At 64.8% G+C, this 21015-nt stretch carries 19 protein-coding genes; 13 read left to right on the plus strand and 6 right to left on the minus strand.

The genetic code is table 11. The features are described 5' to 3' along the window. Positions 1-161 precede the first annotated feature (161 nt). Genes ACPJXG_RS20725 through ACPJXG_RS20740 form a run of 4 tightly spaced genes read left to right on the plus strand, consistent with a single transcriptional unit; the run spans position 162 to position 4675 of the window. Positions 162-1697 carry an MFS transporter gene (locus ACPJXG_RS20725; protein WP_425252201.1) on the plus strand — a complete coding sequence of 512 codons (1536 nt, stop codon included), beginning with the start codon at positions 162-164 and terminating at the stop codon, positions 1695-1697. Positions 1698-1725: 28 nt separating this feature from the next. After that, the gene (locus tag ACPJXG_RS20730) at positions 1726-2808 is read left to right on the plus strand and encodes an HlyD family secretion protein (RefSeq protein WP_425252202.1); all 1083 of its coding nucleotides are present in this window, start codon (positions 1726-1728) and stop codon (positions 2806-2808) included. After that, positions 2805-4244 carry an efflux transporter outer membrane subunit gene (locus ACPJXG_RS20735; protein WP_425252203.1) on the plus strand — a complete coding sequence of 480 codons (1440 nt, stop codon included), beginning with the start codon at positions 2805-2807 and terminating at the stop codon, positions 4242-4244. Before ACPJXG_RS20730 ends, ACPJXG_RS20735 begins: the two co-directional genes overlap by 4 nt. Next, entirely contained in the window at positions 4241-4675 is a 435-nt protein-coding gene (locus tag ACPJXG_RS20740; protein WP_219310717.1) for a hypothetical protein, read from the plus strand. The genes ACPJXG_RS20735 and ACPJXG_RS20740 overlap by 4 nt, the downstream gene beginning before the upstream one ends. 17 nt (positions 4676-4692) lie before the next feature. Here ACPJXG_RS20740 and ACPJXG_RS20745 read toward each other — a convergent pair whose 3' ends face one another. From ACPJXG_RS20745 to ACPJXG_RS20765, 5 genes are all read right to left on the minus strand, one after another. Then, the gene (locus tag ACPJXG_RS20745; protein WP_425252204.1) at positions 4693-5481 is read right to left on the minus strand and encodes an ATP-binding cassette domain-containing protein; all 789 of its coding nucleotides are present in this window, start codon (positions 5479-5481) and stop codon (positions 4693-4695) included. A gap of 8 nt (positions 5482-5489) precedes the next feature. Next, the gene (locus ACPJXG_RS20750) at positions 5490-6536 is read right to left on the minus strand and encodes a FecCD family ABC transporter permease (protein WP_051959483.1); all 1047 of its coding nucleotides are present in this window, start codon (positions 6534-6536) and stop codon (positions 5490-5492) included. After that, on the minus strand, positions 6533-7459 hold the full coding sequence (locus tag ACPJXG_RS20755) for a heme/hemin ABC transporter substrate-binding protein (protein ID WP_425252205.1): 927 nt from the start codon (positions 7457-7459) through the stop codon (positions 6533-6535). The genes ACPJXG_RS20750 and ACPJXG_RS20755 overlap by 4 nt, the downstream gene beginning before the upstream one ends. Further along, positions 7447-8544, minus strand: coding sequence for a hemin-degrading factor (locus ACPJXG_RS20760; RefSeq protein ID WP_425254774.1), 1098 nt, complete (start codon positions 8542-8544; stop codon positions 7447-7449). Before ACPJXG_RS20760 ends, ACPJXG_RS20755 begins: the two co-directional genes overlap by 13 nt. A 202-nt stretch (positions 8545-8746) precedes the next feature. Further along, complete coding sequence (locus tag ACPJXG_RS20765; RefSeq protein WP_058051029.1) at positions 8747-9646, minus strand: DMT family transporter; 900 nt, start codon at positions 9644-9646, stop codon at positions 8747-8749. 316 nt (positions 9647-9962) lie between these two features. Here ACPJXG_RS20765 and gcvA point away from each other — a divergent pair, with 316 nt between their 5' ends. Further along, positions 9963-10907, plus strand: a complete 945-nt coding sequence (gene gcvA, locus ACPJXG_RS20770; RefSeq protein WP_058051030.1) for a transcriptional regulator GcvA — start codon at positions 9963-9965, stop codon at positions 10905-10907. Continuing rightward, complete coding sequence (locus ACPJXG_RS20775; protein ID WP_425252206.1) at positions 10904-11269, plus strand: hypothetical protein; 366 nt, start codon at positions 10904-10906, stop codon at positions 11267-11269. The genes gcvA and ACPJXG_RS20775 overlap by 4 nt, the downstream gene beginning before the upstream one ends. A gap of 150 nt (positions 11270-11419) precedes the next feature. Here the strand turns inward: ACPJXG_RS20775 and orn are convergent, their stop codons facing one another. Next, the gene (orn, locus tag ACPJXG_RS20780; protein ID WP_200880321.1) at positions 11420-12028 is read right to left on the minus strand and encodes an oligoribonuclease; all 609 of its coding nucleotides are present in this window, start codon (positions 12026-12028) and stop codon (positions 11420-11422) included. A gap of 56 nt (positions 12029-12084) precedes the next feature. Between orn and ACPJXG_RS20785 the strand changes: the two genes are divergently transcribed. The 7 genes from ACPJXG_RS20785 to ACPJXG_RS20815 all read left to right on the plus strand — a co-directional run bounded on the left by ACPJXG_RS20785 (position 12085) and on the right by ACPJXG_RS20815 (position 20929). Beyond that, positions 12085-13365, plus strand: coding sequence for a M48 family metallopeptidase (locus ACPJXG_RS20785; protein ID WP_425252207.1), 1281 nt, complete (start codon positions 12085-12087; stop codon positions 13363-13365). Then, positions 13362-13727 (plus strand): 4a-hydroxytetrahydrobiopterin dehydratase, encoded by a 366-nt coding sequence (locus ACPJXG_RS20790; RefSeq protein WP_425252208.1) that lies wholly within the window; start codon positions 13362-13364, stop codon positions 13725-13727. The genes ACPJXG_RS20785 and ACPJXG_RS20790 overlap by 4 nt, the downstream gene beginning before the upstream one ends. Then, positions 13724-14629, plus strand: coding sequence for a ribosome small subunit-dependent GTPase A (gene rsgA, locus ACPJXG_RS20795; RefSeq protein ID WP_034785059.1), 906 nt, complete (start codon positions 13724-13726; stop codon positions 14627-14629). The genes ACPJXG_RS20790 and rsgA overlap by 4 nt, the downstream gene beginning before the upstream one ends. A 281-nt stretch (positions 14630-14910) precedes the next feature. Continuing rightward, on the plus strand, positions 14911-15327 hold the full coding sequence (locus ACPJXG_RS20800; RefSeq protein ID WP_425252209.1) for a hypothetical protein: 417 nt from the start codon (positions 14911-14913) through the stop codon (positions 15325-15327). Between the two features lie 234 nt (positions 15328-15561). Then, positions 15562-18411, plus strand: coding sequence for an ATP-binding protein (locus ACPJXG_RS20805; protein WP_425252210.1), 2850 nt, complete (start codon positions 15562-15564; stop codon positions 18409-18411). 292 nt (positions 18412-18703) lie between these two features. Further along, complete coding sequence (gene argF, locus ACPJXG_RS20810) at positions 18704-19624, plus strand: ornithine carbamoyltransferase (protein ID WP_139090833.1); 921 nt, start codon at positions 18704-18706, stop codon at positions 19622-19624. Between the two features lie 69 nt (positions 19625-19693). Continuing rightward, positions 19694-20929, plus strand: a complete 1236-nt coding sequence (locus tag ACPJXG_RS20815; protein ID WP_035825961.1) for an argininosuccinate synthase — start codon at positions 19694-19696, stop codon at positions 20927-20929. Positions 20930-21015: the final 86 nt, after the last annotated feature.

Here is a 21015-nt window from a genome sequence, read left to right on the forward strand (position 1 = left end):
CCAGACGCCAAACCCAACGATAAAGACCGGAGTCAGACCCACAGGGGCCGACCCCACCCATCATTGCGCCAGACGCAATTCAAACTTCCTTAATTATCAATTTTCACAAGATTAACGGCTACCTATACTGCGTGGACTGATCCTCATCCACGGAGTTCCCTGTGTCTGCTGTACCCCTTCCCGGCGCCGCCCCCGCGGCCGCGCCTCCCGTCCCACCAGCTTTCGGCCTGCGCCTGGCCACCGGCCTGACCGGCGTGCTGCTGGCCGTGCTGGTGTCCGGCCTGAATGAAAACATCACCAAGGTCGCGCTGGCCGACATCCGCGGCGCCATGGGCATCGCGCGCGACGACGCCAGCTGGCTCGTCGCCCTGTATGCGGCCGCCTCGGTGTCGGCCATGGCGTTCGCGCCGTGGTGTTCCGTCACCTTCTCGCTGCGCCGCCTGACGGCCGCCGCCATCATCGTCTGCATGGCCGCCGGCCTGCTGTGCCCATTCGCGCCGAACCTGCCCGTGCTGATGGTTCTGCGCGTGGTGCAGGGCGCGGCAGGCGGCGCCCTGCCGCCCATGCTGATGACGGTGGCGCTGCGCTTCCTGCCGCCGAACATCAAGCTGTATGGCCTGGGCGGCTATGCGCTGAGCGCCACTTTCGGCCCCAGCCTGGGCACGCCGCTGGCCGCCTTCTGGACCGAGTACCTGGGCTGGCAATGGGCGTTCTGGCAAGTCGTCCCGGGCAGCATCGTCGCCCTGCTGATGGTGTCCTGGGGCTTGCCGCAAGACCCGCTGCGCCTCGAACGCTTCCGCCAGTTCGACTGGCGCGGCCTGCTGCTTGGCCTGCCCGCCATCAGCATGCTGGTGGTGGGATTGCTGCAGGGCGAGCGCCTGAACTGGTTCCATTCGCCCCTGATCTGCGTGCTGCTGGGCGGCGGCGCCGTGCTGCTGGTGCTGTTCTTCATCAACGAGTGGTCGCATCCGCTGCCGTTCTTCAAGCTGCAGCTGCTGTCGCGGCGTAATCTCAGCCACGCCCTGCTGACCCTGGGCGGCGTGCTGTTCGTGCTGCTGGCCGTGATCCTGATTCCCTCGTCCTACCTGGCGCAGGTACACGCCTACCGCCCGCTGCAAACGGCGCCCGTGATGCTGATGGTGGCGCTGCCGCAGCTGATCGCGCTGCCGCTGGTGGCCGCCCTGTGCAATCTGCGCGCCGTCGATTGCCGCTGGGTGCTGGCCATCGGCCTGGGCATGCTGGCCGTCTCCTGCGTGCTCGGCGCGCGCATGTCGCCGGACTGGATCCGCACGCATTTCTACCTGCTGCAAGCGGTGCATATCTTTGCGCAACCGATGGCCGTGATTCCCTTGCTGCTGCTGGCCACCACGGGCCTGGCGCCGCAGGATGGCCCGTTCGCCTCGGCCTGGTTCAACACCATCAAGGGCATGTCGGCCGTCGTCGCCACCGGCGTGCTCGATGCGCTGATCACGCGCCGCAACCATTTTCATTCGACGGTGCTCAGCGAACGCCTGGGCAACCTGCCGGCCGGAGTGGACATGGCGGGATTGGATCCTGGCCTGGCGCAGCGCATGCACGCGCAAGTCGTCACCCTGACCTCGTCCGACCTGTACCTCACCGTGGCCGCCATCGCGCTGGCCATGATTGTGATCATCCCCATCCTGCCGACGCGCGTCTATCCGCCGCGCGCCGCTTGAATTTTCATTTTTACGAAAGAGCATCCCCATGCAAAAACCCATACTGCGCTCGCGCGCCTTTCTTCTCGGCCTGGCCTTGCTGGCCGGCGCCCTCGCCTTTTGCGCCTGGAAACTGCTGTTTTCCCCCAGCGAAGAACAAGGCACGGACGACGCCTTTGTCAGCGCCGACTACACCGTGCTTTCCCCCAAGGTGGGCGGCATCGTGCGGGAAGTGCTGGTGGAAGACAACCAGGCTGTCAAGGCGGGTCAGCTGCTGGCGCGCATCGACGACCGCGACTACCAGGCCGCCGCCACCTCGGCCCGTGCCGAAGTCGCGGGCGCCGAAGCGCAGCTGGCGAATGCCCGCGCCACCTTGCAGCGCCAGCAATCGGTGATCGAACAAGCCAGCACCCTGGTCGACGCCAACCAGGCGGAAGACAAACTGGCGCAGCAGGAGCTGGCCCGTTCAACGTACTTGGCTGGCCAGGGCGCGGGCAGCGTGCAGAACGCGCAGCAGGCGCAATCACGCTTCGATGTGAGCCGCGCGCGCCTGGCGCAAAACCGCGCCGCCCTCGTCTCCACGCGCAAGCAGACGGACATTCTGCAAGCGCAGCAAGGCGCGGCCGAAGCGGCCCTGCTGCGCGCCCGCGCCAGCCTGCAACGGGCCGAACTTGATTTGTCGCATACGCAGCTGTGCGCGCCCATCGACGGCATCGTCGGACGCCGCGCCGTGCGCGTCGGCGCCCTGGTGGCTCCCGGCGCCAGCCTGATGGCCGTGGTGCCCTTGAACCGCAGCTTCGTCGTCGCCAACCTGCAGGAAACCCAGCTGACGCACGTGCGCCAGGGCCAGCGCGCCAGCATCGCCGTCGACGCCTATCCGGGCGTGCTCCTGCACGGCACCGTGCACAGCATCGCGCCCGCCACGGGCGTGACGTTCGCCGCCATCGCGCCGGAAAACGCCACCGGCAACTTCACCAAGGTGGTGCAGCGCATCCCCGTGCGGATCGCACTCGATCCGGGCCAGGATGGCGACCGGGACCGGGGCACCCGCCTGCGCGTGGGCATGTCGGCCGAAGTGCGCATCGATACGGCCATGCGCCGTCAAGCATTGGCACAGGTGAGCGCGCGATGAAAGCACTGATACTTTTCACGGCCCTGGGCCTGGCCGGCTGCGGCAGCGTCGGCACCGACTTCCAGCGTCCTCACCATGATCTGGGACAGCAATGGCGCCAGGCGCAGGACGCCCGGTTCGCCGCAAGCCAGGATGGCGCCATCGAGCAGCGCTGGTGGGACAGCTTTGGCGACACGACTCTGTCGTCCCTGCTGCAGCGCGCCGCCGGCGCCAATCTCGACGTGCTGGCAGCCGCCAGCCGGCTGGAACAGAGTCGCGCCGCGCGCGGATTCATCGGCGCCGCGCAAGGCCCGTCGCTGGGCGCGAATGGCAGCTATGGCCGCGCGCGCAACAGCGAACAAGGCTTGAGCGACCCGTCGCGCAACAACGGCCAGTCCGCCTACAGCCTGTGGCAAAGCAATCTCGATGCGGCCTGGGAGCTGGACCTGTGGGGCCGCGTGCGGCGCGAAGTGGAAGCGGCTGACGCGCGCGTCGACGCGGCCCAGGAAACGCAACGCGGCGTGCTGCTGGCCGTGCTGGCCGAGACGGCGCGCGACTACATCGAGCTGCGCGGCGCGCAGCAGACCCTGGCCATCACGCAGCAGCTGCTCGATATCGCCCGCCATACCTTGAACCTGACCCGCCTCCGCCTGCGCGAAGGCGCGGCGACGCAGCTCGACGAAGCCGAGGCGGCAGCCCATGTCGCCACCATCGACGCGCGTTTGCCGCCGCTGCAGCAGCGCGAAGCGCGCCTGTGCAATGCCCTCGCCCTCTTGCTGGCGTTGCCGCCGCAGTCGCTGCGGGCGGAACTGGCGGCCAGCAAGGAGATCCCTGTTGTGGCCATGCAGGTGCAGCTGGGCGTACCGAGCAGCCTGGCCGAGCGGCGGCCCGACATCCGCCGCGCCGAAGCGCAGCTGCACGCGGCCACGGCCGCCATCGGCGTGGCGCAAGGCGATTTTTATCCGCGCATCACGCTCTCGGGCAGCGTCGGCCTGCAAGCGATGCAGCTGTCCGACATCGGCTGGGACGCCAAACGCTTTGCCTTCGGTCCCGGCTTCAGCGTGCCCCTGTTCGATGGCGGCCGCCTGCGCGGCAATCTGCAATTGCGCGAGGCGCAGCAGCAGGAAGCGGCCATCGCCTACCGCCAGACCGTGCTGGCCGCCTGGCACGAAGTGGAAGATGCGCTGTCTGGCTACCAGGCGAACCAGCGCCGCCAGGCCAGCCTCGATGAAGCCGTCAAGCAGGGACGCCGCGCGCTGGGCAGCGCGGAGCTGCAATACCGCCAGGGCGGCACGGACCTGATCAATGTGCTGCATGTGCAAAACACCTTATTGAACAACGAAGCGGCGCTGGTCGACAGCCGCGCCACCGCGTCGCTGTCGCTGGTCCAGGTCTACAAGGCGCTGGGCGGCGGCTGGCAAGCCTTTTCAACCACCTCGCAAGGAAGCACGCCATGAAACCGAATCCCGCACATTTTTCCATCCACGACGTCAGCGACTTTCCCATCGTGCGCTTTCGCCCTGAAACGGCCGTCACCGGCTATGCCCCGCTGTGGGAAAACGACATGGACGCCTTGCTGCGTCATGGCGAACCGTTCGTCATGCTGTTCGAAGAGGAGCGTGGCGACGAAGCGCACGTCGACCGCAAGCGGCGCGGCCTGTGGCTCAAGCATAACAAGGTGGCGCTGGCCACCCTTTGCCGGGGCCTCGTGTCCATCGAGGCGGATGCGGAACGGCGCGCGCGCCTGCAGGCGATGGCGGCCGGCGCCATGAAAGCCTTCGGCATCCTGCAGGAAGTGGCGGCCACGCGCGAACAGGCCGAGGCCCTGATGGTGTGGCTGCTGGCCAGCGGCCAGATGGCGCGGCCGCGCGCGGTGGACGTCTGGTGAGCGAGGGAACACGCGAGTCAGGCGGCCCTGCGCACAGCGCTCCTGGCAGGGATGACGCACACGTGGCCATCGCTGCTGGTGGCCGTCGTCAGGGCGATGCCGTACAGCGCGGCCAGGGCGGGCACGGCGCCGGCATCGCTGGCGATGTCGGCGACCAGCTGGCCAGAACGCACGAGCAGCAGCCGCTCAAAACCCAGCAAGGCGTGGTTGATGTCGTGCAGGATGGCGATGACGGCATGGCCGCGCGCGGCGCAAAACTGCTGCAGGCTGTCGAGCAGATCGAACTGCAGGCCGGGATCGAGTGCCGCCAGCGGTTCGTCGACGAGTATCAAGCCATCTTTGACATCCGACATCTGCGCGAAGATACGCGCCAGCTGCACCCTCGCCTGCTCGCCGCCGGACAGGGTGTCCAGGCGCCGGCCCAGTAGATGCCCAGCGTGCGCCAGGGCGGCGGCATCCTGCACGATCCGTCCCAATTGCGGGTCGACCAGGCGCGCCACTCTTCCCAGGCCGATCACCAGTTCGCACTGCAATCCGAAGGCCACGTGCGAGCCTTGCGGCAGCACGGCGCGGCACCGCGCCAGGTCGGCCAGCGGCCACTGCGCCAGGGGACGGCCGGCAAGCATCACCTGGCCCGCCTGCGGCTGCAGTTCGCGCGCCATCAGTTTGAGCAGGGTCGACTTGCCGGCACCGCTGGGGCCGAGGATGGCGATGCGTTCGCCGGGCGCCACCCGCACATTGAAGGGGCCGAAATACTGCTGGCCCAGTTGGGTGGTGGCGAAGGAGAGTTCCAGCAGGGGCGTCATGTTCACCTCTAGGCGGTGCCGTGGCGGAAGCGCCGCAACAGCATCAGGAAAAATGGCCCGCCCAGCAAGGCCGTGAAAATGCCGACGGGGACTTCCGCGGGAATGGCGACCGTGCGCGCCAGAGTGTCGGCCAACAGCAGCAGCAAGCCGCCGGCCAGCATGGACAGCGGTAGCACACGGCGCTGGTCCGCGCCTAGCCAGGTGCGCACAAGGTGCGGCGCGATCAGGCCGATAAAACCGATGCCGCCGCACCAGGCGACGGCAAAGCCCGTCAGCACGGCCACCAGCACGATCACCTGCGTGCGCAGCCGACCCACGTCGATACCCACGTGCAGTGCCTGCGCCTCGCCCAGCGCCAGCGCGTTCAATGAACGCATCAGGAAGCGCGTGGCCCACAGCGCGCCGGCCAGCACCAGCAGCAAAGCCGCCACCTGGCGCCAGCTGCCGGCCGACAGGGAACCCAAGGTCCAGAAAGTCAGGGTGCGCAGCTGGTCGTCGCTGGCCAGGTAGATGCACAGGCCCATGACGGCCACCGTGATGGCGTTCAGCGCCACGCCCGTCAACAGCAGGCCGACGATGGAACCGGGGGTGGCCCAACGGGCGACCCGGTCGAGCAGCACGCAAATGAGCATGGCGCCGCCAAACGCGGCCCCCGGCAGCAGCCACACGCGCAGCTCGGGCGCCACGTGCAGGCTGGCGGCGAAGACGATGGTGGCCGCGCCCGCGCAGGCGGCGCCGCTGCTCACGCCCAGCAGCCCCGGATCGGCCAGCGGATTGCGAAACAGCCCTTGCGTCAGGCCGCCGGCCAGCGCCAGCGCGGCGCCGATCAGGATGGCGAACAGGGCGCGCGGCAAACGGATATGCCACAGCACATACGCGCCGCCGGACAATGCCTCGTCGCCCGCTTGAAACGGCGCCAGCCAGTCGGCCAGGGTCACGGGCACGGCGCCCGCCTGCACGGCGATGAGCAGACCGGCAAACAACGCCACAGCCAGCATCCCGCCAGCACCCCAGCGTGGCCAGGATACTGCCGGCGTCATCGCGCGCACGTTCATGCAGCCATGGCTTTCGCGAAGGCGGCGTCGAGCTCCATCAGCGCCTGCGGCATGCGCGGACCAAAGCCCAAGAGCAGCATGGCTTCCAGCGACACGATGCGGTGCTTACGCCCGGCCGGCGTCTGCGCCAGCCCTGGCAGTTTCAAGATGCCGTCCACGCCGCCCGAGGCCTTCAAGCCCTGGTCCGTGACCAGTACGATGTCGGGCCGCGCGGCGATCACGGCTTCGGGCGTGAGCGGCTTGTAGCCGGCGAATCCACCCTGCCCGCCCATCACGTTGACGGCGCCCGCATACGCCAGCATGGCGTCGGCGCCCGTCTCGCGCCCGCCCACCATCACCTGGTTCGGCGCATGGGCGAGGATGAACAGCACCCGCACGGGTGCATGCTGGCGCTGGCGCACCTTGCCCAAGGCGCCGTCCCACTGCTGCTGCAAGGCTTGCGCCAGGCGCGCGGCGGGGTCGGCACGGCCCGTGATCTGGCCCACCTGTTTGACCCGTTCAATCAAACCTTCAAACTGGTTATTTGCGTTCAGCACCGCCACCGGCACGCCCGCGTCGCGTACCTGGCGCAGCACCGCTTGCGGCCCCGCTTCCTCGGTGGCGATCAGCTGCGTGGGCGCCAGCGACAGCACGCCCTCGGCCGACAAGGTGCGCGCATAGCCCACCTGCGGCAGCTGTTGCGCCACGGCCGGATACAGCGAGGTGGTATCGACGCCCACCAGCTCGCCCTGCGCTTCGAGCGCATAGACGATTTCCGTCAGGGCGCCGCCGACGCTGACGATGCGCCGCGCTTTCGCCACGGGTTTACCCGCGTCCGACACGGCGGCCAGCACCTGCATCGGCGCGGCCAGCGCCAGCGCGCCCGCCCCCATTTTTTTCAGCGCGATGCGGCGCGCCACACTGGCGGCGATCATGCGGCGCATAGTTCGCCCTCCTGCAGCACGCGCTCGACGACGTTGCGCCATTCGCACAGTTCATGCACGCCCGGCTTGCGTTCGCCGAAGAACATGACGATAGTGTCGCCCTTGGCGTCGAACAGTTCAACCGACGTCACCAGGCCATCGACGGTCGGCTTTTTCACCACCCACGCGCTGGCGATATGGTCTTCGCGCAAATGCAGGTTGAAGCGCGTGTCGAGGACATTGATCCACGGCCCCATCACAGCGATCTTGTGCACGGGTCCCGAATGGATCTGGATCATGCCGGCATTGCCGACGAAGGCCATGATGGCGACCTTTTCGAGGGCGGCGTTATTGAGCAGGTCGAGCACGCAGGATTTGTCGAGCTGCTGCACGAAGCGCGGCTCGGCCAGGCGCAGGCCTTGCAGGCGCGAGACCGAATATTTTTTCAGCAAAGTGAAAAATTCATGCGTGTCGCGCAAGTCGGCCCAGGCGGCGCGAAAGCCGGCCACGTCGATCTGCGCATCGGGCAATTCGGCCGGCGGCGCCGCCGGCGCCGTCACGGCGATGCCGGCCGCCTGGTCCGCATCGGCGAAGCGCGCCACCAGTGCGTCATAGGCGGCCAGGTCGCTTTGCGGCTTGAGAAAAATCTTGTGCACGGCGTGGCCGGCGGCATCGAAAAATTGCAGGCTGCGCTGCACTTCCTTCTCGCTCCCTTTTTCATTCACCTCGCGCACGGCAAAACCATGCGCCCACTGGCGGTAAAACACGCGCAAGTCGATGTCGCCGCCGAGCACCAGGCCCACGTGGTTGGTGTGACTAGCTTTTCGATAGACACCCGTCTTTTCATGCACGCACGAAGCGTTGCGCGTCAGCGCCATGACTTCGCCCAGTGGCTCCAGCGCGGCGATGATGGCGGGCCAGTCGGCCTGCAAGCGCTCCGCGCCCAGCAAGGCGCCATCGGCCAGCGACAGGCCCGCATGCGCGGCGATCAGCTCGCCTTCGGAAATGGCCAGTTCCTCGGCGATGTCGCGATGGCGGGCTTTCTTTTCGCGGCGCAGGCGGGCAAATTCGCTGGCGACCAGCTCGGTGTTACAAATAGGGGGCATGCTCGTCACGGTGTCTCCTTTCAAGGCGAACACTGGCTGGCATGGGCTGGCTGGTGGTAGGGAATCTTGAAATCAATTATAAATGAGAATCATTCGCAATCAAGAGTTATTTGTGCGCGGCCCAAAAAAAGCGCCGCGACAGGAAACCCGTCGCGGCGCAAAGGAGACCGATCAATACAACCGATCAGTTCGGGAAAAAAGGTCAAGCGCTCGCTTGCACGGCCGGCATGGAGACCGGCTTGGCCGTGGGACGCTGCGCCAGCAAGACGACGGCGGCCAGCACCATGGCGCCGCCCAGCAATTGCGTGCCGCTCACGGATTCCTTCAGCAAGGTAACGCCGAACGCCATCGTGATGACGGGTTCAAACGTGGAAATGATGGACGCCTTGGCCGCGCCGATCTGCGCCACGCCGGCAAAGAAGGCGGCAATCGCGATGGCCGTCGAGAACAGGGCAATGGCGCTGACGGCCAGCCAGCCCGTCGCCGTGCCCGGCAAGGACACGCCTTGCCACAAGGCAATCGCGCTGTTCGACAGGCCGGCCGTGCCCAGGATCACCACGCAGGCGGCCAATGGGTGAATATTCTCGCGGCTTTTCGACAGGCTGTTGCCAAACAGGATGTACACGGCATACACGCCGGCGGCCATCAATGCCAGCGCGATGCCGATGGGCTGGCCCTGCAGCTTGCCGCCCAGGGTGATGGCCATGCCGGCAATGGCCAGCGCCATCAGCACCAGCATGCGGCGGTCCAGCTTTTCCCAGCCCAGCGCCAGCGCGAGAATGGTGACCAGCACGGGATACACATACAGCAACATGCCGCACAGGCCGCTGCTGGCATACATCAGGGCATTGAAATAGCCTTGCGACTGGGCCGTGTACATCAGGCCCATCAGCATGTAGCCGGCCAGCAGGCGGCCGCGCGGCAAGCGCCAGCCGCCGAGCCACACGAGCGGCAGCAAGAGCATGGCGGCGATGACGAAACGCAAGGCCAGCATGGTCGACGGGTTGACCCCGGACGCATATGCCGCCTTGGCAAACACTGCGGAACTGCCGAAACCGGCGGCCGACAGCAACACCAGCGCAACAGCGCGGCGATCAGACATGACTAAACCTCTTTGAGTACGCCAGGGCAAACCTGCTGCGCGTCGCGCTTTGCGGCCGGCGATGCTCACCGTACTGAAGTACGGTTGCGCTTCTCGGCCACAAATCACTGCCGCTCGCGACGGTTTTCCCAGGCGTTGTAAATATTAATGCCAAGCAAGGCTGGAAGGTGATGCGTACGTGAAATATATGCGTGAATCATATTGCGGGTCACTTCACGCATAGACGGCATCATATTCGCTTGCGCAAAATGAAACAAACCAATATTCTTCACGGATAGGCCAAATAATACTGAGGCTCAATTCCCTGAAGAATGCCATGTCACGACCCTTGCCCCCACTCGCCGCCCTGCACGCCTTCGAGGCCGCCGCCCGCCATGAAGGCTTCCAGCGCGCGGGCGAAGAATTGCACGTGTCGGCCGGCGCCATCGGCCACCATGTAAAGCAGCTGGAAGCGTGGCTCGGCATCGTGCTGTTCCAGCGCCTGCCGCGCGGCGTGGTGCTGACCAATGCCGGCCAGCGCTATGCGGCCTCGCTGGGGCCGATCCTCAACCAGCTGGCCGACGTGTCCGAGCAGGCGCGGCGCCAGGGCGACGACAAGGTGGTGACGGTGACGGCCACCAGCTCGCTCGTCTCGCGCTGGCTGATGCCGCGCCTGGGCCGCCTGCGCGACCGCTATCCGCAGATCGAACTGCGCGTGCTGGCCTCGATGCACCCGGTCGACCTGGCGCGCGATGGCGTGGACGTGGCCATACGCCTGGGACCGGGCCGCTATCCGGGCCTCAAAGTGGATTTATTGATGGAAGAATGGTTTTCCGCCGTCTGCAGCCCCGATTTCCGCGCCAACGCGGCCAGCCTGCGCCAGCCCGCCGACCTGCTGCGCTACCCGCTGCTGCATGACGAGCCGGAAGTGCATCTGCCCGGCGAAATCGACTGGACGCGCTGGCTGCACAGCTGCGGCGTGCACTACAGCGGCAATAGCGGCAACAGCGGCGCGCGCTTTTCGCACACCTATCTGTGCCTGGACGCGGCCGCCAGCGGCCAGGGCGTGGCCATCGCCGCCAGCCCCCTGATCGGCGACGATTTACGCTCTGGCCGCCTCGTGCGCGTGTTCGAACACGCCGTGCGCGGCCCCCACTGCTATTATCTGCTGCGCTCGCCCCAGGCGGAAACGCGGCCGCTCGTGCATGCATTCTGCGAATGGCTGATCGCCGAGGCGCGCGCCGACCAGGAAACCGTCTGGCCAACAGTGGAGACCGCATGACTCAGCAGGAATTGGCGCGCAGCGCCGAATATATAATTCAACATGAATATGAACAGGCCATGGTGACGGCGGCCGATGGAAGGCAAGCCAGTCTGGGCGAGTTCTATGGCGATCCGGCCGTGGCCTTGATCGATGGCCATGAAAAGTGGTGCGCTGTCGCGGGAGAAGGATTGGTGATTTGCAAGCTGGGGGAAAAATTCGGCCTATGTCAGGCATATTATCGCCAGCCTGGCGAAGTGCGCTGGATTACGGACTTGCGGCAAACGGGGCCGTTTGCGCTGGAGTGGCGGGATGAGGATGAGGCTTGGCACAGTCTTGTCTTTGAGGCGGTGGATGTGTCGGCTTACGCGCCAGGGCGCTAAGCCGACCTACGCCGACCAACGCCGACCTACGAAAGCGGCGGTAATGCCCCGTAGGTCGGGTTAGCGCGCAGCGCGTAACCCGACAACACCACCAAACCAGCCGGAGCCAGTAGCTCGGCTTAGCGCGCAGCGCGTAAGCCGACAACTTCATCACAACTTGATGAAGTGCTCGCGGTAATACTTCAGCTCTTCGACCGATTCCAGAATATCGGCCAGCGCCGTGTGCTTCTGGTGTTTCTTGAAACCGGTGGCGATTTCCGGCTTCCAGCGCTTGCACAGTTCTTTGAGTGTCGACACGTCGACATTGCGATAGTGGAAGAACGCTTCCAGCTTCGGCATGCCGCGCACCATGAAGCGGCGGTCCTGGCCGATGGTGTTGCCGCACATGGGCGACTTGCCTGCTGGTACGTATTTCTTCAGGAACGCGATCAGTTCCGCTTCCGCCTGCGCTTCCGTCACGGTCGACGCTTTCACCTTGTCGATCAGGCCCGAGCGGCCGTGCGTGCCCTTGTTCCAGGCATCCATCTTGTTCAGGGTTTCATCCGACTGGTGAATCACGAACACGGGGCCTTCGGCCAGCAGGTTCAAGTGCATGTCCGTCACCACGACCGCCACCTCGATGATGCGGTCGGTATCGGGCTCCAGACCCGTCATTTCCATGTCGACCCAGACCAGGTTCATCTCATTTGGACGTGCCGGCACGGTGGGTGCGGGGGTGGATGCAGAGGTGGGTGCAGATAAGTCGGTCGCTTGTGACATAATTCTCTCTTGGCCTAATCAAACTAAATAATCAGCCATTTTCTCACAGGCACAGAATGTATTCACTCGCGTTTTCGATTTTGTTTGTATCCGTCCTCGTTTTGACCCTGGCCGTGCGCTTCTGGCTCGCTTCGCGGCAGATTCGCCACGTGCTGGCGCACCGCGCCGTTGTCCCGCCCGAATTCGCGGAAAAAATCCCGCTGGCCGCGCACCAGAAGGCGGCCGACTACACGGTGGCGAAGACCAAATTTGGCCTGCTGACCCTGCTGGTCAACTATGCCGTGCTGACCGGCTTTACCCTGCTGGGCGGCCTGCAATGGCTGGCGCTGCACCTGAATGAATGGATGGGGCCGGGTTCGCCCATGCTGTACCAGATCGGCCTGATCGCCGCCTTTGCCGCCATTTCCGGCCTGATCGACCTGCCCTTCGATTACTACCGCCAGTTCGTGCTGGAGCAGCGCTTTGGTTTCAACACCATGGCGCGCAAGCTGTTCTTCACCGACATGCTCAAGGGCGTGGCCCTGGGCGCCGTCATCGGCCTGCCGCTGATCTGGGTCGTGCTGACCCTGATGGCCAAGTCGGGCGGCCTGTGGTGGCTGTACGCGTGGTTCGTCTGGAGCGGTTTCCAGCTGCTGATGATGGTGCTGTTCCCGACCGTCATCGCTCCCCTGTTCAACAAATTCACGCCGCTGGCCGACGAAGCACTGAAAAGCCGCATCGAAGGCTTGATGCAGCGCGTGGGTTTCGCCTCGAAAGGCCTGTTCGTCATGGATGGCTCGAAGCGCAGCGCCCACGGCAATGCGTATTTCTCGGGCTTTGGCGCCAACAAGCGCATCGTTTTCTTCGACACCCTGCTGTCGCGCCTGGCGCCGCAGGAAATCGAAGCGGTACTGGCGCATGAACTGGGCCACTTCAAGCTCAAGCACATCGTCAAGCGCATCGCCATGATGTTCGTCATCTCGCTCGGTTTCCTCGCGCTGCTGGGCTTCCTGAAGACGCAGCCATGGTTTTACGCGGGCCTCGGCGTCGACCCTGTTGCCCTGGCGCTCACTGGCCAGCCGACGGACGCGCTGGCCCTGCTGCTATTCATGCTGGCCTTGCCCGTCTTCACTTTCCTGCTGGGACCGTTGACCTCGCTCAGCTCGCGCAAGCACGAATTCGAGGCCGACGCCTTTGCCGCCACGCACACGCAGGCGGACGACCTGGTCTCGGCGCTCGTCAAAATGTATGAAGACAATGCGTCGACCCTGACGCCCGACCCGCTGCACTCGGCCTTTTACGATAGCCACCCGCCGGCCAGCGTGCGCATCCGCCACCTGAAAGGGGCTTCCGCATGAATACGCCATCGACTTCGCAAGACCTGGCCCAACTGTCCTGCACGCCGCGCCAGCAAGCGCTGGGCGACACGGATATCGCCACCCTGCACGCCCTGCTGCCGCAGTGGAGCTTGCAAAACGGCAAGCTGTGCCGCGACTTCGGCTTCAAGAATTACTACCAGACCCTGGCGTTCGTGAACGCCCTGGCCTATATGACCCATACGCAAGACCACCATCCGGAGCTCATCATTACTTACAAAACCTGCGCCGTGCGCTACGACACGCACTCGGTCAATCAGGGCGCCGGCGGCCTGTCCGAAAACGACTTCATCTGCGCCGCCAAGGCAGACCTCATCTACCAGAGCAGCCAGGTGACCGCATGAGCGAAGGCAAGTTGACAGGCGTCATCATCGCCGCCCACGGCCGCCACTACCTGGCCGACGTGGACGGCGCCAAGCTGCAATGCGTGACGCGCGGCAAGAAAACCAATGTGGCCGTGGGCGACATCGTGCACCTGACGCGCACCTCGAACGACCAGGCCGTCATCGACCGCATCGAGGAACGCAAGACCTTGCTCTACCGCTCGGATCAGTACAAATCGAAATTACTGGCCGCCAACCTGACGCAGCTGTTCATCGTCGTGGCGACGGAACCGGGCTTTGCCGACGACCTGATCTCGCGCTCGCTGGTGGCGGCCGATGCGGCCGGCATCGAGGCGCGCATCATCCTCAACAAAACGGACGTGACCGCTTCGCTGGAGCGCGCCCGCGAACGCCTGCTGCCGTATTCCTCGATGGGCTATCCCGTCGATGAAGTGTCGGCGCGCGCCGAACCCGAGCACGCCGTGGCCACCTTGGCGCCGCTGCTGGCGGGCCAATCATCGATCCTCATCGGCCAGTCGGGCATGGGCAAGTCGTCCTTGATCAACCTGCTGGTGCCGGACGCCGACATCGCCGTGCGCGAAATCTCGGCCGCGCTCGACACGGGCAAGCACACGACAACCTTTACGCGCCTGTACAAGCTCGATGAACTGGGCGCGAACAGCTCCATCATCGATTCGCCCGGTTTCCAGGAATTCGGCCTGTACCACTTGTCCGAGGGCATGCTGGAGCGGGCCTTCCGCGAATTCCAGCCCTACCTGGGCGGCTGCAAGTTCTATAACTGCCGCCACCTGATCGAGCCGCAATGCGCCATCCTGCAAGCCTTGTCTGAAGGCAAGATCGCCAAGATGCGCCATACCCTGTACGGCCAGCTGCTGCACGAGTCGGCGCAAACGCTGTATTGAACGCGCCTGGTGCCCGCCATCGGCGCGGGCGCCAAACCGACAAAAAAACCAATATTACAACCTAAACAGAATTAAATTCTGCTGAACAGCTCGCTTTCCACCATTCATTCCAAAACCATCCATCGCCCGATTTCGCGTTTCAGCGCCGGATTCCGGCGTTTCATCGCTTTGCGCTGGCATGGCGCCCATCCACTTGCTACCTTGGCATTGTCCCCGCCAGCGAACCTGCTGGAGACAACATTGGTCTAACTCCAACCCGCATTTGATCACAAGGTGAAATCATGAAAGCATCGTTCTCGCGTACCCTCGCCCTCGGTAGCGCCGCCCTCGTCCTCGGCCTGTCTTGCCTCAGCGCCAGCGCGCTGGAAATCGGCGAACAGGACAGGGTGCAGGTCTCCGGCAAGGTCTACAAACTGGCCCCGCAGGAATTCAGCCAGTATGGCAATCGCTACCAGCTCGACACGGGCGATACCTTGCTGCTGCGCCAGCAAGTCAACCGCTATTTCACGCAAATCAAGGGACAGCCCGAAGTAGAACTGTTCGGCCGCGCACCTGGTGTCTTTGAAACGGCCAACGGCACCCGCATGGAATTTCGCAACGATGGCGACGTCATCGCCATCACCGGACTGAACAATATTCCGGGCGCCATCGCCAAGGCGGGCGAAACGGCCGGCAGCGTGCACTTCGCCGGCCGCTAAGCAGGCACATGGCGACCGGCAGGCAGGCCATCGCCAGCCTGTCCACGGGGCGTGCATCAGCCGGCAGGGGCTGGTGCACGCCCCGCCTGCTTTGCGCGGTCCGAACGGGTATGCGCAAAAAATACTGTCGAGTCAGCCAAACAACTGCATCCGAATGCAGCTTACAATGCGATCCAATAAGGTGTCACTGGCCGCGGGCCAACACCATCGCCTTGCGGGAGATTTCGGATGGAAATGTTCGCACTCGAACATGACATTGCACAGTGGGAAGACACACTGCGGCCATTGCGCGCCCTGGAGCGCCTGCCCTTGCTGATGCTGCTGGCATGGCATTTGCGCCAGCGCAACTGCGCGCAGGCGCTGCACCATGCGGCCGAAGCGGCGGCCTTGCTGCCCCAGGCCCAACTGCCGGACCGCGCCCTGGCCATCGCGCAGGCGCGTCTGCAACTGGTGCAGGCGGAAGTATCCTGGCTGCAAGGGGCGCTCGATGCGGCCGAAAGCATGGCCATGGCGGCGCACGCCATCCTGTGCGCGCACGGCGACGGCGCCGCCTGCGCCGATGCGCACTGGCTGCTGTCCTCGATTGCCGTCGACCGGGGCGACCATGCCCGCTGCGATGCCGAACTGCTGGCCGCGGCCGAGCAGGCGCGCAGCGCCGGCGATGCGATGCGCGCCAGCCTGGCCGACGCGGCCACGGCGCGCTGGGCCGTGTTGCGCGATGCGCCGGCCGCCCAGGCGCGCTGGGGCGCCGCATTCCAGGCCGACGGCGCCAGCGGCAAGCTGCCCGCGCCGCTCGCTGCCTGGGTGCATGACTTCCGCGGCTTGCTGGCGCACACCTCGCGCGACTTGGGCACGGCCGCCGGCCACTACATGCAAAGCTATGAAGCGGCGCTGGAAAGCGGCCAGCTGCGCGGCGCGATCACGGCCGCCATCAATATCGGCGATTGTTTTTCCAGCCTTAACGACAACGAATCGGCCCTCGAATGGATGCAGTGCGCGCTGGATCTGGCGCGTCCCACCGGCTGGCCGCGCAGCATCGGCGCCTGCCAGACGCATACGGCCGAAACCATGCGCAAGCTGGGACGTCTGGCCACGGCCGAAGACTTGCTGCGCCAGGCGCTGCACCTGCTGGCGCCCATGTCGGGCGCGCGCACCTATGCCAACGCCCTGTTCCACCTGGGCGAACTGAGCCTGGACAAGGGCGACTACGACACGGCGCTCGATGCCTTCAGCCGGCTGGCGCAGCGGGCCGAAGCGCTGGGCCAGGCCGATTTTCGCAGCATGGCCCAGCGCGGCAGCGCCCACGCGCTGTCTTACCTGGATCGTCCGGACGAAGCGCTGCAGGCGGCCGAACGGGCTTGCCAGCTGGCCGCCGCGCAAGGCGACGCCATGCACCAGGTGGCGGCGCTGCGCGTCCTGTCCATGCTGCATGCGCGCCATGAGCTGCCGCCGCCCGCAGGCATGCTGGAACGCAATCCCGCCCTGCATTTCCTGCACCAGGCGCTGCAGGTGGCCGCCTCCATCGACGGCTATTCGCCGCCTGGCGAACTGCTCGATGCGCTGGCGCGCGAATACGCGCATGCGGGCGACTATGCGCGCGCCTACGATATCGCCCTCGATGCGGGCATGGCGCGCGAAAAAAGCCACACCCAGCAGGCGAGCAACCGCGCCACCGCCATGCAGGTCTACCACCAGACGGAACATGCGCGCTCGGAAGGCTATCACCACCGCGAACTGGCCGCCTCCGAAGCGCGCCGCGCCGAAGTGCTGCAGCAGACCAGCGACACCCTGGAACGCCTATCGGCCATCGGCCAGGAAATCACCACCCACCTCGACGCCAGCGCCGTATTCCAGGTGCTCGACCGCCATGTGCATGCCTTGCTACCTGTCAACACTTTCGCCGTCTACATGCTCGACGCGGCGGGCACGGCGCTGCGCCGCGCGCATGGCATGGAAGCGGGTCGGCCCCTGTCCGACAACGCCATTCCACTGAACAATCCACGCGCCTACTCCGTGCGCTGCCTGCTGGGCCGGCGCGAAGTGTATATAGACCAGGTGCCGCCGCGCCGCCACGCCTACACGGTGCCCGGCACCCTGCACAACCAGAGCGTGCTGTACGTGCCTTTGACGGTGGGCGAGCGCGTGCTGGGCGTGATGACGGTGCAAGCCTGCCATGCCAACGCGTATGGCGAACGCGAGCGGCTGATCTTCCGCACCCTGTGCGCGTATGGCGCCATCGCGCTCGACAACGCCAGCGCCTACCGGCAGCTGCAAGATGCCCAGGCGCAACTGGTATCGCAGGAAAAACTGGCCGCCCTCGGCTCCTTGATGGCCGGCGTGGCGCATGAACTCAATACCCCGATCGGCAACAGTTTATTAATCGCCAGCACCATGCAGCAAAAGACGGAAGACGTGGAACGCCTGATGAACGGTCCCGGCCTGCGCCGCTCGGACCTGGCCGCCTTCATCGACGATGCGGGCAAGGCGTCGGCGCTGGTGATGCGCGGCCTGCGCAGCGCGGCCGACCTGGTCAACAGTTTCAAGCAGGTAGCCGTCGACCGCACCACCGAGCAGCGGCGCCGGTTTGACTTGCAACAAGTAAGCAATGAAATCATCGCCACCGTCATGAACCGCATCCGCAGTTCGGGCCACCGCATCGAAGTGGAGATAGCCTTCGGCATCGCCATGGACAGCTATCCGGGTCCGTTTGGCCAGGTGATCACCAATCTGATCAACAATGCCCTGCTGCACGCCTTCGCCCCCGCGCCCAACGATGGCGGCGCCGGCACGGGCTGCATGCGTTTGTCCGCCACTATGGAGGCGGCGCGCGTGCACATCGTCTTCGAGGACAATGGCGGCGGCATCGCCGAACAGCATTTGTCGCGCATCTTCGACCCCTTCTTTACCACCAAGCTGGGCCAGGGTGGCAGCGGCCTGGGTTTGTCGATCAGCTACAACATCGTCACGGCCCTGCTGGGCGGCACCATCCAGGTGGCCAGCAGCCCCGCCGGCACGCGCTTCACCCTCGACTTGCCGCTGGAAGCGCCGCAGCTGGACGGCGCCGCGCCCGCCAGCATCTATTAGCATCTATTAATTCCCACCCTTTGCCCGGGCGCAGGCTTGCCTATACAAGTACGCGTCCGGCCAGTCTTTCCAATCTAAAAGCAAAACCCTTATAATTGAACGGCTGAAGTCCCTGCCATTGCATGATTTACAACTTGGCAAACCGCATCGACCCGTGCGACAAACAGGCACGGGCACCGATCAACACAGCAGCGCGCCGGGCGAGGCAGTCATCAGACGAGATGTTGTACGCTGATGCAACCCGGCGGGAAAGGCACGCCGCCGGCGGCCTGCGCATCTTCAAGTGGTCATTATGTCGACAAAAAAACCGATCAAGCACTACCTCCAGTTCTCCGATTTCACGTTGGAAGAGTATGAATATGTGATCGAACGCGCCCATCTGATCAAGCGCAAGTTCAAGAACTATGAAATCTACCATCCATTGATCGACCGCACCCTGGTGATGGTCTTTGAAAAGAACTCGACCCGCACGCGATTGTCGTTCGAGGCCGGCATGCACCAGTTGGGCGGCGCCGCCATCTACCTGAACACGCGCGATTCCCAGCTGGGCCGCGGCGAGCCGGTGGAAGACGCGGGCCAGGTCATGTCGCGCATGTGCGACATCATCATGGTGCGTACCTTCGGCCAGGAAATCATCGAGCGTTTCGCCGCCAATTCGCGCGTGCCGGTGATCAATGGCCTGACCAATGAACACCATCCTTGCCAGGTCTTTGCCGACATCTTCACCTACATCGAACACCGCGGCTCGATCGCCGGCAAGGTCGTCGCCTGGATCGGCGACGCCAACAACATGCTGTACTCGTGGCTGCAGGCGGCCGAAGTGTTCGGCTTCCACGTCAACGTGTCGACGCCGAAGGGCTACGACATCGACCTGGCGCAAGTCAAGACCGAACGCTACACCTTCTTCGCCAACCCGTCGGACGCCTGCGAGGGCGCGCACCTGGTCAACACGGACGTGTGGACCAGCATGGGTTACGAGGCGGAAAACGCGGCCCGCATCGCCGCCTTCGACGGCTGGATCGTCGATGGCGCGAAGATGTCCCGCGCCGCGCCCGACGCCCTGTTCATGCACTGCCTGCCCGCCCACCGCGGCGAGGAAGTGGCCGCCGAAGTGATCGACGGCCCCCAATCGGTGGTGTGGGACGAGGCGGAAAACCGCTTGCACGTGCAAAAAGCGCTGATTGAATACCTGTTACTCGGTAAAATCCAATAATTCGCCTGGAACTGCAGAACTCCCGGCAGCATCGCAACACATACATCGACAACGACAACTGGAAGCAATATGAGCGACATTAAAAAAGTAGTCCTGGCCTATTCCGGCGGACTCGACACCTCCGTCATCCTGAAGTGGCTGCAAGATAACTACCAGTGCGAAATCGTCACCTTCACGGCCGACCTGGGCCAGGGCGAAGAACTGGAACCGGCGCGCGCCAAGGCCATCAAGTTCGGCATCAAGCCGGAAAACATCCATATCGAAGACGTCCGCGAAGAATTCGTGCGCGATTTCGTCTTCCCGATGTTCCGCGCCAACACCGTGTATGAAGGCGAATACCTGCTGGGCACCTCGATCGCCCGTCCTTTGATCGCCAAGCGCCTGATCGAAATCGCCAACGCCACGGGCGCCGACGCCATCTCGCACGGCGCGACCGGCAAGGGCAACGACCAGGTGCGTTTCGAACTGGGCGCCTACGCCCTCAAGCCTGGCGTAAAAATCATCGCGCCATGGCGCGAGTGGGATCTGCTGTCGCGCGAAAAACTGCTGAAGTACGCGGAAGACGCCGGCATCGAAATCGACATGAAGCACAAGAACGGCGGCGCGCCGTACTCGATGGACGCCAACTTGCTGCACATCAGCTTTGAAGGCCGCCACCTGGAAAACCCGAGCGCCGAAGCGGAAGAAACCATGTGGCGCTGGACCGTCAGCCCGGAAAACGCCCCGGACGAAGCGGAATACCTGGACATCGAATACGAAAAAGGCGATATCGTCGCCATCAACGGCGTGCGCATGTCGCCTGCCACCGTATTGGCCGAACTGAACAAAGTGGGCGGCAAGCATGGCGTGGGACGCCTGGACCTGGTGGAAAACCGCTACGTCGGCATGAAGTCGCGCGGCTGCTATGAAACCCCGGGCGGCACCATCATGCTGAAAGCCCACCGCGCCATCGAATCGATCACGCTGGACCGCGAAGTGGCTCACCTGAAAGATGACCTGATGCCGCGCTACGCGTCGATGATCTACAACGGCTACTGGTGGGCGCCCGAGCGCGTCGCCCTGCAAACCTTGATAGACCACACGCAGGAAACCGTGAACGGCTGGGTACGCATCAAGCTGTACAAGGGCAATGTTATCGTCGTTTCGCGCGATTCGAAGACGGATTCGCTGTTCGACATGAACATCGCCACCTTCGACGAAGACGGCGGCGCCTACAACCAGGCCGACGCCGGCGGCTTCATCAAGCTGAACGCCTTGCGCATGCGCATCGCCGCCATCGCCCGCGAAAAGCGTGGCCAGAAGTAATTAGTTGCCGGGAGGCACTATCTCCCGCATCCACCGAAGCCGCCCACGGGCGGCTTTTTCCGTTTGCAGCGCACTCTGCCGCGATT

The organism is Janthinobacterium sp. NFX145, from assembly GCF_049810325.1.
Lineage (GTDB): Bacteria > Pseudomonadota > Gammaproteobacteria > Burkholderiales > Burkholderiaceae_D > Janthinobacterium > Janthinobacterium rivuli.

Excerpts from the sequence above, each read along its gene's own strand:
- ACPJXG_RS20730 (WP_425252202.1), top strand. The coding sequence starts at position 1,726 with ATGCAAAAACCCATACTGCGCTCGCGCGCCTTTCTTCTCGGCCTGGCC.
- ACPJXG_RS20735 (WP_425252203.1), top strand. The coding sequence starts at position 2,805 with ATGAAAGCACTGATACTTTTCACGGCCCTGGGCCTGGCCGGCTGCGGC.
- ACPJXG_RS20740 (WP_219310717.1), top strand. The coding sequence starts at position 4,241 with ATGAAACCGAATCCCGCACATTTTTCCATCCACGACGTCAGCGACTTT.
- ACPJXG_RS20745 (WP_425252204.1), bottom strand. The coding sequence starts at position 5,481 with ATGACGCCCCTGCTGGAACTCTCCTTCGCCACCACCCAACTGGGCCAG.
- ACPJXG_RS20750 (WP_051959483.1), bottom strand. The coding sequence starts at position 6,536 with ATGAACGTGCGCGCGATGACGCCGGCAGTATCCTGGCCACGCTGGGGT.
- ACPJXG_RS20755 (WP_425252205.1), bottom strand. The coding sequence starts at position 7,459 with ATGCGCCGCATGATCGCCGCCAGTGTGGCGCGCCGCATCGCGCTGAAA.
- ACPJXG_RS20760 (WP_425254774.1), bottom strand. The coding sequence starts at position 8,544 with ATGCCCCCTATTTGTAACACCGAGCTGGTCGCCAGCGAATTTGCCCGC.
- ACPJXG_RS20765 (WP_058051029.1), bottom strand. The coding sequence starts at position 9,646 with ATGTCTGATCGCCGCGCTGTTGCGCTGGTGTTGCTGTCGGCCGCCGGT.
- gcvA (WP_058051030.1), top strand. The coding sequence starts at position 9,963 with ATGTCACGACCCTTGCCCCCACTCGCCGCCCTGCACGCCTTCGAGGCC.
- ACPJXG_RS20775 (WP_425252206.1), top strand. The coding sequence starts at position 10,904 with ATGACTCAGCAGGAATTGGCGCGCAGCGCCGAATATATAATTCAACAT.
- orn (WP_200880321.1), bottom strand. The coding sequence starts at position 12,028 with ATGTCACAAGCGACCGACTTATCTGCACCCACCTCTGCATCCACCCCC.
- ACPJXG_RS20785 (WP_425252207.1), top strand. The coding sequence starts at position 12,085 with ATGTATTCACTCGCGTTTTCGATTTTGTTTGTATCCGTCCTCGTTTTG.
- ACPJXG_RS20790 (WP_425252208.1), top strand. The coding sequence starts at position 13,362 with ATGAATACGCCATCGACTTCGCAAGACCTGGCCCAACTGTCCTGCACG.
- rsgA (WP_034785059.1), top strand. The coding sequence starts at position 13,724 with ATGAGCGAAGGCAAGTTGACAGGCGTCATCATCGCCGCCCACGGCCGC.
- ACPJXG_RS20800 (WP_425252209.1), top strand. The coding sequence starts at position 14,911 with ATGAAAGCATCGTTCTCGCGTACCCTCGCCCTCGGTAGCGCCGCCCTC.
- ACPJXG_RS20805 (WP_425252210.1), top strand. The coding sequence starts at position 15,562 with ATGTTCGCACTCGAACATGACATTGCACAGTGGGAAGACACACTGCGG.
- argF (WP_139090833.1), top strand. The coding sequence starts at position 18,704 with ATGTCGACAAAAAAACCGATCAAGCACTACCTCCAGTTCTCCGATTTC.
- ACPJXG_RS20815 (WP_035825961.1), top strand. The coding sequence starts at position 19,694 with ATGAGCGACATTAAAAAAGTAGTCCTGGCCTATTCCGGCGGACTCGAC.